The organism is Candidatus Defluviibacterium haderslevense (assembly GCA_016712225.1).
Classification (GTDB): Bacteria; Bacteroidota; Bacteroidia; order Chitinophagales; family Saprospiraceae; genus Vicinibacter; species Vicinibacter haderslevensis.
On sequence record JADJRL010000003.1, the window covers coordinates 817,741 to 830,645 of the forward strand.

General features: G+C 32.9%; 14 protein-coding genes. 12 read left to right on the top strand and 2 right to left on the bottom strand.

Annotated features, from left to right (window positions below; all coding sequences use genetic code 11):
* Positions 1-166 precede the first annotated feature (166 nt).
* From IPK88_03420 to IPK88_03465, 10 genes are all read left to right on the top strand, one after another.
* Complete coding sequence (locus IPK88_03420) at positions 167-385, top strand: helix-turn-helix transcriptional regulator (protein ID MBK8242450.1); 219 nt, start codon at positions 167-169, stop codon at positions 383-385.
* The gene (locus tag IPK88_03425; protein MBK8242451.1) at positions 382-708 is read left to right on the top strand and encodes a HipA N-terminal domain-containing protein; all 327 of its coding nucleotides are present in this window, start codon (positions 382-384) and stop codon (positions 706-708) included. The genes IPK88_03420 and IPK88_03425 overlap by 4 nt, the downstream gene beginning before the upstream one ends.
* Positions 708-1,694, top strand: a complete 987-nt coding sequence (locus IPK88_03430) for a HipA domain-containing protein (GenBank protein ID MBK8242452.1) — start codon at positions 708-710, stop codon at positions 1,692-1,694. Before IPK88_03425 ends, IPK88_03430 begins: the two co-directional genes overlap by 1 nt.
* A gap of 329 nt (positions 1,695-2,023) precedes the next feature.
* Positions 2,024-2,407 (top strand): hypothetical protein, encoded by a 384-nt coding sequence (locus IPK88_03435; protein MBK8242453.1) that lies wholly within the window; start codon positions 2,024-2,026, stop codon positions 2,405-2,407.
* 179 nt (positions 2,408-2,586) lie between these two features.
* The gene (locus IPK88_03440) at positions 2,587-3,468 is read left to right on the top strand and encodes a restriction endonuclease (GenBank protein MBK8242454.1); all 882 of its coding nucleotides are present in this window, start codon (positions 2,587-2,589) and stop codon (positions 3,466-3,468) included.
* A 357-nt stretch (positions 3,469-3,825) separates the two neighbouring features.
* Positions 3,826-4,320, top strand: coding sequence for an SRPBCC domain-containing protein (locus tag IPK88_03445; protein MBK8242455.1), 495 nt, complete (start codon positions 3,826-3,828; stop codon positions 4,318-4,320).
* Between the two features lie 561 nt (positions 4,321-4,881).
* Positions 4,882-5,448 (top strand): Crp/Fnr family transcriptional regulator, encoded by a 567-nt coding sequence (locus IPK88_03450; GenBank protein MBK8242456.1) that lies wholly within the window; start codon positions 4,882-4,884, stop codon positions 5,446-5,448.
* 76 nt (positions 5,449-5,524) lie between these two features.
* Positions 5,525-6,388 (top strand): alpha/beta fold hydrolase, encoded by an 864-nt coding sequence (locus IPK88_03455; GenBank protein MBK8242457.1) that lies wholly within the window; start codon positions 5,525-5,527, stop codon positions 6,386-6,388.
* A gap of 217 nt (positions 6,389-6,605) precedes the next feature.
* The gene (locus tag IPK88_03460) at positions 6,606-6,866 is read left to right on the top strand and encodes an AbrB/MazE/SpoVT family DNA-binding domain-containing protein (GenBank protein ID MBK8242458.1); all 261 of its coding nucleotides are present in this window, start codon (positions 6,606-6,608) and stop codon (positions 6,864-6,866) included.
* Entirely contained in the window at positions 6,842-7,015 is a 174-nt protein-coding gene (locus IPK88_03465) for a type II toxin-antitoxin system PemK/MazF family toxin (protein MBK8242459.1), read from the top strand. Before IPK88_03460 ends, IPK88_03465 begins: the two co-directional genes overlap by 25 nt.
* 35 nt (positions 7,016-7,050) lie before the next feature.
* On the opposite strand, the gene IPK88_03470 is transcribed toward IPK88_03465, so the two are convergent.
* The gene (locus IPK88_03470; protein ID MBK8242460.1) at positions 7,051-8,070 is read right to left on the bottom strand and encodes an AI-2E family transporter; all 1,020 of its coding nucleotides are present in this window, start codon (positions 8,068-8,070) and stop codon (positions 7,051-7,053) included.
* Positions 8,071-8,356: 286 nt separating this feature from the next.
* Here IPK88_03470 and IPK88_03475 point away from each other — a divergent pair, with 286 nt between their 5' ends.
* A complete protein-coding gene (locus IPK88_03475) occupies positions 8,357-10,783 on the top strand; it encodes a TonB-dependent receptor (protein MBK8242461.1) in 2,427 nt (808 codons plus the stop codon).
* Positions 10,784-11,007: 224 nt separating this feature from the next.
* On the opposite strand, the gene IPK88_03480 is transcribed toward IPK88_03475, so the two are convergent.
* Complete coding sequence (locus IPK88_03480; protein MBK8242462.1) at positions 11,008-12,264, bottom strand: T9SS type A sorting domain-containing protein; 1,257 nt, start codon at positions 12,262-12,264, stop codon at positions 11,008-11,010.
* A 119-nt stretch (positions 12,265-12,383) separates the two neighbouring features.
* Between IPK88_03480 and IPK88_03485 the strand changes: the two genes are divergently transcribed.
* Positions 12,384-12,875 (top strand): DUF4199 domain-containing protein, encoded by a 492-nt coding sequence (locus tag IPK88_03485; GenBank protein MBK8242463.1) that lies wholly within the window; start codon positions 12,384-12,386, stop codon positions 12,873-12,875.
* The last annotated feature ends 30 nt before the right edge of the window (positions 12,876-12,905 follow it).

Genomic DNA, 12,905 nt, shown 5'->3' on the forward strand with positions numbered 1-12,905 from the left:
AAAACCGAGACAAATGCTTTTACTAGAAAATATAGTGCTTTAAGATGCACCTTTTATTGTAATTACATAATAAAAACCAAGACATATACAACATAGTGCGATTTACTGCTCTTTTTGTTGAAGTTTTTAAAATTAGTATTATATTTGCATGAAATAATGCTATATAATGCACTTTACAGAATTAATAAAAACTATAAAAGAACGCAGGGAAGCTCTACAAGTAACACAGGAAAGATTAGCAGAACTATCAGGTGTTGGTTTGAGAACTCTAAAACAGTTTGAAAGCAGAAAAGGAAATCCTACGCTGTCAACATTGCAAAAGATATCTGATGTGTTGGGTATGGAGGTTTGCCTAAAAATTAAAAATGTAACGCCTACTAAATGAGAAAAGCCAAAGTATTATACAAGAATGAAGAAGCGGGTATCTTAACCCAACACGATGATGGTTCGTTTTCATTTCGTTATCACGATGACTGGGTAGGCAATAATAGTAAGCAAAGCATCAGTCTAACTTTACCTAAAACCGAAAAAGAATTTCATTCTAAATACCTATTTCCATTTTTTTTCAACATGCTTCCTGAAGGATCTAATAAGCAAGTGGTATGCAAACTAAATAGAATCGACCGAGAGGACTATTTCGGATTGCTCATGACTACTGCAAAAAATGACAGCATAGGTGCGGTTAGAATTATTAAACTAGAATATTAATGAGTTTACCAGAAATTAAATATTGTCCCGGTACATTATCAGAAGGTTTTAATACGTATAGCAGAACCGCTTTGAATAGAGTTTTCCAGGGCAAAAAGGTGCATCATGTTTTGCCTTACGATTCTCCAGCATCCAATCCAGAAACCGATCAGATGTTTGAAGAGAATCGAAACCGCATGTCGATATCAGGTGTACAAGAAAAATATTCTGTATTGCTTGACAAAAACAAGCTAAGGCTTATTAATGAAAATGAACAAGGTACTTATATTCTGAAACCAATTCCAGGCGCAGGTAAAAAGCCAGATCAAATGCCCGCCAATGAGCATTTAACCATGCAAATTGCCCGTCAGGTTTATGGAATAGAGACCGCAGAAAATGCATTGATATTTTTTAAAGATGGTACACCTGCCTACATCACCAAAAGATTTGATGTAAAAGAAGACGGCTTAAAATTGGCTCAAGATGACTTTGCTTCCTTAGCAAAAAGAACCCCACAAACCCATGGAGAACACTACAAGTATCTCGGGAATTATTTAGATCTATTTGAATTAATGCAACAATATTTAACAACCTACAAGTTAGACGCACCAAAACTTTTAAAAATACTTGTCTTTAATTATCTTTTTTCAAATGGAGATGCACACTTTAAAAATTTCTCGATATTAGAAACACCTTTTGGAGACTATCGACTAAGCCCAGCTTATGACTTGCTAAATAGCCGTATCCATGTAGAAGATAAAGACTTTGCATTAGATGATGGTCTATTGCCTAGAAATCTAGCCCAAGGCAAAATCGGTTTGCAATTCGCCAAACTAGCGAAGAAAGCTGAAATCAGTGAAAAGACTTTTCAGGATATTATGTTGTTGATGATTTCCAAATCAGATTTAGTTGAAAAAATGGTTGCTGCTTCTTTTCTAAATGATACCACTAAAAGAAATTATTTCCAATCGTTTCAGGGCCGTTTAAAACAACTGACTAAAGTATGAGATATGATTCTTAAAAAGAATATGGAATTTGTTCATTAATACCAACAAGTACTAGTGGTAACAATACCTTCCCAAAAGGCGGGGTTTCTTGTTTCAAAGAAAGGTTGAGGCTTATTAAACATTAGTTTTTCAATTCGAGTTTTGTAATAAAAGTCCCAACCTTTGGGTAACCGCAAAATGTCAGGTTGTGAAATAACTCCCCACTAAGCTTAATATATTCGGATACCTAGCTTAGAAAATTTTTAATATTGCATTGTAACCTCATTGGATTTAGGTATTTTCACACTCTGACATTGACGGGAATGATTTAATAGTTCTTAATTTTAATAATGAAAGAGGAAAACAATAAAGAATATATTCCCAATACAATCGAAATTGAAGAACGAATGTTTAATATTTTTGCTTCAATAATTATTTTAACATTAAGTATTATTGGGTTATATAATAACAGTTTTCCAATCATTATTCCAGGAAGAAGAGGACGTGGTATTAATTTAATGTTACATTCAGAACCCTTATGGATATTTTGCATTGTCCTTCTATGTGCAATTCTTTTTCTATTATCTACTGTTGCTGATCATATGGACAAACGAGACAATGAAAGAAAGTATGCTCAATTTGCCAATCTCATGAAAAAACTTATGTGGTTATTTTTAGTTATTTCTCTGCTAGCCGAGTGGTTTATATTCAAGAAAAGTACACCATTATGGTAGCAATAAACTGCCAACTACAAAAGCATAGACTCTACAACACCAGGCATCAGAAATCATTTTCTTGTAATTTTTTCTAGTATTAAAAAATTAATTTCATACTTTTGGCTGCTAAGGTTTGACGATGCAGCATCTATGCCAAATCCATTATTGGTCATTTTATAAACGACAACAAGGCACAAATGGAAATACCAAAATTTGATGAGACTTTTATTCCAATTCTTGAAATTCTTAAAGACGATAAAGTTTTAAAGTCCCGAGAACTTTTAGAGGAAGTAAAAACAAGGTTTTATTCTGACTTATCTGAAGAACAATTAAAACAAGAAACAAAGTCAGGTGACTTGCTTATTGACAATAGAATAGCATGGGGAAAATCGTATTTAAAAAAAGGAGGTTATATAATATTTCCGCAACGTGGATTTGTTCAAATTACTGAGAAAGGCAAAAACCACTCCGCAACATTAACAGTAAGAGACTTAGAAAATGAAAGTTCATTGTTCGACTTTTACAAACAAGAAAAAGTCTCTGTGACAGTTGACATTAAAACTCAAGCTGAGATTTCATCTCCACAAGATCTTATAGACGAAGGTTTCAATCGAATTGATAGCGATGTAAAAGCGGACCTTCTTCAAAAATTAAAGAGCATTGATCCATACTTTTTTGAGAAGGTAGTTTTGCGACTATTGAAGAAAATGGGTTATGGAGAATTCATTGAGACTTCAAAATCAAATGACGGTGGAATTGATGGAATCATAAATGAGGATAAGCTCGGGCTTGATAAAATTTATATCCAAGCAAAACGATTCAATGAAGGTAAGGTAAGAGAAAAAGACATTCGAAATTTTATTGGAGCAATGAGTGGTGACACAAATAAAGGAGTGTTTGTAACAACATCAGAATTTGATGAAAAGTCACTTGATAAAGCTCGTTCTGCTCACCACAAAATTATATGCATTGACGGACAGAAATTAGTAACATTAATGCATGAATTTAACGTTGGCATTCAAGTAAAGACAACATATGAGATTAAACAAATTGACGAGGACTTTTTTGATGAACAGTAAAGATAAAAAAACCGCTAAGAAACATTATAAATAAAGAGGAATTACGTGTTTGTTGAAACATTTGGAATCCTTATTTACATTTGTGCTGGCAGACAGTTGAGTAGCAATTTAATCCCGCACTTGTTATTGCGACAGCCGTTGTTGTGATATTTATAAATAATAATGATTATGGGATTTGTACCGATTTCAATTGACAATTATATTAAAAAGCATTTGGAAAGTAGTCAAACTGAGAATAAAAACGATATGCGGAAAAAACTTAAAACTGCACTGACAGATTAAGTAAAGGAGTTAAATGCACTTGCGGAAATTATACTAAACCTATAGTTGCATAAAAAACAATTAAAAATATACAAAATGACAAATTTCGATTGGACAACATTTACGAGAAGAATAGCAATCAAGGCAAAACTGGCTGATATTTATAATGCCTGGACCAAAGCATCAGAAATTGAAAAATGGTTTCTAAGTAAGGCAGTTTATTTTGACCCTAAACTAAACCAACTAGATAATGACAAATCAATTGAAAAAGGATGTTCTTACGAATGGAATTGGTATTTATATGATACAACAGAACGTGGAACAATAATGGATGCAAACGGAAAAGATTTTATACAATTTACTTTTGCCGGTGATTGCTTAGTAGACGTTAAACTTACAATTCAACATGATTATGTAATAGTAGAACTAACACAAAAAAATATTCCAACTGACGACCAATCAAAACAAGGAATTCGACTTGGATGTGACTCAGGTTGGTCATTTTTTTTAGTAAACTTAAAATCAGTTTATGAAGGTGGACTTGACTTAAGAAATAAGGATAATCGTATTACAGGAATGTTGAATAATTGAATCGATATATATGCCAGTAGCTAACATTCATCCACATATACAGCAGTCATCCAAAACAAAAGATTTGAAGTTCTAGAACTCTGAATATAAATAATATAATATGCTTCCAGATAGTCCAATGTCTATTTTAATGCATTAGGACAAGTTTTGATATGCCAAGAACATTAGTAAATTGAGAATAAAAACTGCTTCATTCAATCTCAAATTGTACATTCAATGAATGCAAAATATTAAATGGAAATATTATATTTTAAGCCTACTAACTTAAAAAATTTTATAATCAATATTTTTTAAAATAAATATTGAAAATTATAAAGTCAAGTAGTATTTTTAGGCTACTCATAGAATATTACTTTAAAAATAATACTCAATTGAAACTAAAATATGAAAGTCCTCCCTTCTGATACATTTTCATTTACCAGTTTACAAGACTTTCAGACGAGACTGGATATCAAAGATTTGTCCAATCAAAAAATAAAGAATTATCAACAAAAGTTGATCTATCCTTTCATTTATTAATATTCGAAGGAATCAGCTTTACTTTGTGTAAATTGTGCTTTTATGGAACGACTAGAATACTTCAAACTATTTCATAAGCTCGGTACTTCTGATTATGATCTATTGACCCAAAATCTGAAAGCTAAAACCTTTAAGAAAGGTGACTTTATAATGGTCCCAGGACAAACACAACGGGAACTATATTTTGTAAAAAGCGGTGTTCAAATGTCTTACTTTGACTCAGAAAACAAAACACATGTCATCGCTTTTACATACGCTCCAAATCTATGCGCCATTCCTGAATCTTTTTCATTTCAAATTCCTTCAAAATATTTTTTGACTTGCCTTACTGATAGCGAATTTGAATACATCACTTATGACGACCTTCAAAACCTGTTTGACCAATCGCAACAAATAGAGCGACTTTTCAGACGAATGACGGAAGCTGTTTTGGCAGGTATGATCAACCGACATATTGAACTTCACAGTATGACGATTGCAGAACGATACAAAACTTTTTGCCAGCGCAGTCCGTATTTACTTCAAATTATCCCACACAAATACATTGCGTCTTATTTAGGTATTGACCCAACTAATTTTAGCAAGCTTTTTAATAGCGTTAAGTTCTGATGTTGGTATTGACCAACATTTGTGTTCCAATCAATACCGAACTTTGCCATAGTTTTTCACAACAATCATTTTTAAGATGGCAAATCATTGGCTTGACAAATCAGAGTACCCGTTTACATCAAACTATTTTAATATCAACGGACAAAAGTTGCACTATATTGATGAAGGAAAAGGCGAATCTATTTTGTTTGTTCACGGAACGCCTTCTTGGAGTTTTGATTATCGCAACATTATTAAAAAACTGAAAATAAATTATAGATGTTTTGCTATTGACCACATTGGATTTGGACTTTCAGACAAACCAGAACATTACGATTACACAACACAAAACCATAGCAAAACATTAGAAAAATTTGTACTTGAAAAACAGTTGGACAACATTACGCTTGTTGTACACGATTTTGGTGGTCCAATAGGATTAAACTTTGCTATGCAATACCCCGCAAAAATAAAACGTTTCGTTATTCTCAACACATGGTTGTGGAGCAGTAAAAATGATCCTGACTTTATTAAGTTAAGCAGGATTTTAAAAAGTCCCTTGCTACCTTTTTTATATCGCTATCTTAACTTTTCACCTAAGTTTATTTTACCTAAATCGTTTGGCTACAACAAACTTCCGAAACATTTATTAAATCAATACACCAAGCCATTTGCCAACAAATCCCAACGAAATGGGGCATTGGCATTTGCCAAATCCTTGCTTAACGATCAGGATTGGTTTGATGATCTTTGGAACAAACGTCAATCCATTTCAGCCAAGCCTACATTGTTTGTTTGGGGAATGAAAGACGCAATTATCAAGCCCCAAAACCTTGAAAAATTTCAAAGCGCTTTTACCAATTCAGAGACATTAAAGTTGGAAACAAGCGGTCATTTTCCACAAGAAGAACAACCCGAAAAAGTAATAAGTGCTATACTTGACTTTCTAAACGAACACTAAAACCGTAACTAAAATTCAGTTAATATACAAACGCCTACTTAAATAAAGATATGAAGATCAAAAACTCTGATTAAAGTTTAACAAAATAGTTTATTGTACAAACAGATCAACTAATGCGGACGATAACTAAGAATGCCAAATTAAGAGTACCAATAATTTTAAAATTAATTAAGAGATGTGATTATAATGTAATAACTTTATTTCATTAAATCTAAAAATGGAAGCAAAAGTTATACAAATTGGCAATTCTAAAGGACTTCGTTTAAGCAAAGTCATTTTTGAAAAATATGAAATAGGGGAGCTTGTAAACTTAAGATTGGAAGACCATTGTATTATCATTGAACCTATAAAAAAACCCAGATATAATTGGACCAAATCTTTCAAAGAAATGCGAAAAAATGGAGATGATGAACTGTTGATGAATGATTTTTTTGAAGAAGAGTCAACTTGGGAATGCAAACCAACCAACACAAAATAGTAATTGTTAACCTTGATCCTACCATTGGGAGTAGGATAAAAAAACCAAGCCCATATGTGGTCCTCTCACCTAATGAGATGAACCATTATCTACGAACAATAATCTTAAAAAAATTTTGCTTACACAAAGTGTTCCGAATAAAAAAATAGATTCATACCTTGATTCATCATCTCCTTAATTTTCTCTAATTCTCTTCCGTTCTACTATACTCCTGATTGTACAAATCAATAAGTAAGACCAGTAATGAAATGAGAATGGGTCCAAAAATAAGACCTATAAAGCCAAACAGTTTAAGTCCTACAATAACTCCAAATATAGTAATCAATGGATGGGTATCACCAATTTTTTTTAGCAACCAAAATCTAAAAATATTATCAACTGATCCAACAATTATAAATCCATACAATAATAAAAAAACACCCCATGGCACATGTCCATTATATATTAAAACGAAAGCAAGTGGGATATATACTAACATGGCACCAAGAAATGGAACAAAAGAAACAAGAAAAGTCACAACAAACCAAAGAAAAGGTTCATCCACGCCAGCGATCCAATACCCAAGCAAAGCAACTAAACTCTGAAATAAAGAAACTAGTGGAACCCCGATGGCATTACTAAAAACCAGGGCCTGGAGGTTTTTTCTGAAATATTTGGTATTCGTATCATTTAGTGGGAGAAAGGACAATAGCTTGCGTTCCATATTCTTACCGTTAGTTAATAAAAAGTATAATATGAAATATAAAATAACCACCAGACCCAGACTATTTAATGTAGCACTTAGAATCATACGGCCTTCTTGAACCAGCCAATCGCTAACTGATCCAATATTATCCTGGGTCATAATTTCGACTCCATATCTAACTTCCAAATCATGTATAAATTTTTGCACATAGATGTATATATTTTGTGAATTTTGTAAATAAGGCAAAAATTGCTTACCAAGTATTTGTATCAAGGCATTCATTGGAAATAAAAACAAAATCATAGAAATGATCATCAACATGATAGCTGAAATTCCTTTAGGCCATTTCTTAGTTATGGTAAGATATGACATGGGTTTTCGTAGTAATATATAAAGTGTATAAGCACCTAAAAAGGAAGGAATAAATGTTTTTAAATTCCAGAATATGAGTATCACTAATGATAAAATAACCAGAATGAAAAAAATTTGGCGCGTTAGTGAATTTGAAATTTGGTTCATAGTAATTTGTTTATATCGCAAGGCATTAGGAATCGTAATATACTGCTTATTCTGTATTAAAGTCATTATTTTAACAGGTTGTAATGAATCAAAACTATATGTTTTCGCTCTGCATTCTGTTTTCTACTCTAATGGCTACTTCAATACTCAGCATATTCCCAAAGTTGTTAATTATTTCTTAAATTACGAATTGTTTCGTAGATGATATAAATAATACCTACTTTTGGCTTTGAACTTTTAGACAAGTTGCACATTCACTAATATTTAATACTATAGTCTACAATTTATGAAACTATTTTTCAATCTTATATCACTCTCCTTTGCATTATCTATCAGTGCTCAAAACACCTCAATTAAAGGCCTTTTGTTGGAAGAAGATGGATCAGCATTACCTTTTGCAAATACATTGCTGTTCCAATCGTCAGATAGTAGTTTGGCAAAAGCCAATTTAAGTACTGAAACCGGACAATTCAGTTTCAATGATATGCCTGAAGGAAATTACAATATTTTAGTCAGATACTTAGGCATGGAAGATTACACCATAGAAAACATTCAGGTCAAATCCAAAGCACCTATAGATCTTGGAGCCATAAAACTTAAATCATCAGGAATTCAACTCCATGAAGCTATCGTTAAAGCTGACAGAACTTTAATAGAAGTTAAGCCGGACCGTCTGGTTTTCAATGTTGAAGGAACCATAAATAGCGCTGGTTCAGATGCACTCACCTTGTTGCGCAAAGCACCCAGTGTCACTGTAGACAATAATGACAATATTACAGTCTTGGGACGCTCTGGAGCTTTAATCTATGTCGATGGTAAACGACTTCCGATTAACGGTGCTGATTTAACCAATTACCTTCAAAATCTACCCGCAGATCAAATCGATAGAATTGATATCATTACGAATCCGGGTTCCCGATATGAAGCAGAAGGCAATGCAGGAATTATAGATATTCGATTGAAAAGAAATAAAAATTTTGGAACGAATGGTTCTGTAAACACCTCATTAAGTCAAGGCAAATATGGAAGATACAATATAAGCACCACTGCAAATTATCGAAACACTAAATTCAATATTTTTGGCAATGCAGGATTGGGTCAGCAAAAAGGATTCAATACTTTAGATTTTATCAGTTATCAAAACGGATTGTATATAGAAGAACTCAACGAAACTTTATACAATGGTCGTTTTACAAATATCAGATTGGGCGGTGATTATTTTATAAATCCGCATCATACGATTGGCGTTTTAGTAACCAATGGATATCATAAAGGCGATCCTTTAGGTTTCAATCGTATTAAATTAGCGAATGATGTCATCCCTTATGTTTTTGATAGTATTTTAATAGCTCACACAGAGACTCACAATATTAGAAGACAAAATACTTATAATCTCAATTACAGGTATGTCGCTCAAAAAGGAAAAAGTCTCAATGTGGATTTAGATTTTGGGCGATTTAATAATGCGTCAGATCGAAATCAACCAAACCAATATTTCAATGCCGATCAAACCCAAGTTTTAAGTGAATCCGTCAACCAATTTAGTACACCAACAGATATTGATATTTATACTTTAAAATTAGATTATGATCAAGATTTGTGGACCGGCAAAATCAGTATTGGAAGCAAATTAAGTCGTGTTATTTCTGATAATACTTATTTAGTATACGATGAAATCAACCTTACTCCTGTAAGAAATGATAAACGCTCCAATCGATTTAAATATGAAGAAAATGTCTATGCCGGATATATCAATTATAATAGAAATTTAAATAGTAAGTGGCAGGTTTCCGGTGGACTTAGATTAGAACAAACAGATGCAACAGGAGATCTAAAAGCATTCTTACCCGAATTACAAGAACCTCCGGTTCAATTGAATTATTTGAGTTGGTTTCCAAGCGCAGGAATCAGTTGGCAATTATCCCCAAAACATAATTTTGCACTAAATTATGGACGTAGAATAAACCGACCTGACTATAATGTTTTAAATCCTTTTAATAACCAGTTAAGTCAATTGTCCTTCGAAAGAGGCAATCCATTTCTAAATCCGGAAATTGTCAATAACATAGAATTAGGATATACGCTTGCTTCAAGATATAATTTAAAATTTGGATATAGTTTAACCAATGATCAAATCACAAGACTTATTGGACCTGATACATCGGACCTAAGAGCGAGTTATATCAACTGGGAAAATTTAGCTACTCAAAAAATTTGGAGTGGCAATTTAAGTGCGCCCATAGATATCAATTCATTTTGGAACGCCTATATCAATTTAAGTTCAACGTATACAGATAATCAGGCGGACTATGGTGATGGTGCTACAGTAGATGTTCAGGCTTTTAATTATTCGATTTATGAACAAAATACATTTAATTTACCGAAAGGTATTAAAGTTGAATTATCAGGATATTATTCTGGTCCGGGTGTTTGGGGTGGTGTATTTGTTTTTGAACCAAGTTGGAGTATAGACCTGGGCATACAAAAGAAATTTCTTAATGAACGCCTGAATGTCAAATTGAGTGGCAGTGATTTATTTTATCAGTCCGGATGGGATGGCAAATCTGATTTTAATGGCCTAAGAGCTGAAGGTTTTGGAAGATATGATAGTCGCAGAATCAGCCTAAGTCTGGGATATCAATTTGGAAACCAAAATGTAAAATCACGCAAACGCGAAACCGGATTGGAAGTGGAAGCTGGACGGGTGCAGTAATGTAACTTAGTCGTCAGTTGTGGATGGTGATCGGTTTGAAGGGTAATCGGTTTGAAGGGCAATCGGTTTGAATGGTGATCGGGTAATCAGTTTGAAGGGTAATCGGTTAATGGGTAAAGGGACATCATAGTACAACTAAAAAAATATTAAAATATAAAGCATATAAACACTTGACTGTATAATAGTTAAGAAACTAATACTAATAAATATATAGTATTACAGCTTTAGTAAATTACAAATTTTTCACTTCTAGGGACCAGACCTTCTTTGGTTTTAGCTTGAATTAAATAGATGCCTTTATTGAATGTAGATATTGAAATTGATTTTAACTTTTCCTGGAAATTTGATGACATTAATTTTCCTTGAGCATCAAATATTAGAATATCTATAATTTCTACCCTTGGGTTAATGGACAATTCCTGATTACCCATTGGAATTAAATTGGAAAACAAAATACTTTGATTACCTGATTTATTAGTTTCTGTAGTTTCCGTTGTAGTATTAAAAAACCAAGGCACACAAGATTCATCAGTTGAAAAAAAAGTGTACATTAAATTTCCGATTTTCTGTTCACCTAAAGCGGTAAGATGCAATCCATCAGAACCAATATCAGTATTGCAATCCAGATAAAAACCATCCTTTCTTGCTAAATTACCATCATTCCAGCTATAATTTCCCCAGGTAGTAAATGGAATAGTCGCCTGTGCTCCTTCATATTCATAGCCGGGTTTTTGTTGGATGAGTTGTTCTACTACAAAACGAACCGCCCAACCATTTAAATAATCCCTTGGGTGTAACAATCCTTTACCGACACCACCGGGAGTAGGCATAGCAAATCCTGAATATCCGCGAGCAGCCAGATAACAAATTTTTATATTTGGAAAATAGTGTTTTACAGTAACCAATAATTGTTGATATTCTGTTGCAAGATTCATGGGTGCATTGGGGAAACTAGTATCTCCTTGAGCGGTATTATCCGTCTCTATCCAAGCCACTTGAACCTGCTCTTGAGATAATTTCAAACTATCAAGTACTTTCAAAGCAGACTTCCAATAATTATCATCAATATTTTTCATTTTCTGAATACCCTGACCGCCAATACAGGTATTTGCAAAAACCAATTTGGAGTTTAATCTTATGTTTTGTTTAGCAATGTCAACGAAAGCATTAAACTCAGTTCGTGGATTGCTTGCACCAATACCAATAAACCCAATCAGACCATGAACATCCGGCAGACCATTAGCACTCCGAGGCACAATGTCCTTAGCAATTGAAACAGCATCTTCAAGGTGTTTTCCTGTCTTCTGATTCAAATCATTTCCAAATAAGCCACCCGTATATCCTTTGTATAAAATTCCCGGACTAAAATCTGTCATTGGAATTAATCCAGATGGTAAGGACGAGCAATCTTTTTGTCCAGGCAGTATTTGGCTAAAACCAAATAATAAAGCAACGAAAATAATAGTATAGCGATTTTTCATAACACTAAGACTTTGGAATTAAAAAAAAGTTTAACACAAAATTAATGTCCTTCAAAAAAAAATGAAAATATCAATTTTTTATAGCCACAATTGAGTTAAATTTACAGAAATTTTATATTATGTATCCATACCGTATAGAAATAAAATGGGCTTTGATTTTTTCGTTAATGACCATAGTCTGGATGTTCATAGAAAAATTAATTGGTCTTCATAGTACTCATATTGATAAACATCCGATTTATACCAATTTGATTCTGCTCCCAACAATTATCATTTATGTTTTGGCTTTAAAAAATAAAAACAAAATAGCTTATCACGACATGATGACTTTTAAAGAAGGATTCATTAGCGGCCTCATCATGACCTTTATTATATTGATCCTGACACCCCTAATACAATTCATCATCACGAATTGGATTTCACCTGAATATTTTTCCAATATGATTAAATATTCTGTTGAAAAGGGCTATATGACACAAACAGGCGCAGAAACCTATTTTAATTTAAAAAGTTATTTGATCCAAATGATGTTAGGAACTATAGGAATGGGAACTTTGCTTAGTGCATTAACTGCTTATTTTTTAAGGAATAAGAAAACACATGATTTGTGAAGAAAAAATATTTTTCCTCCAATTATAAAT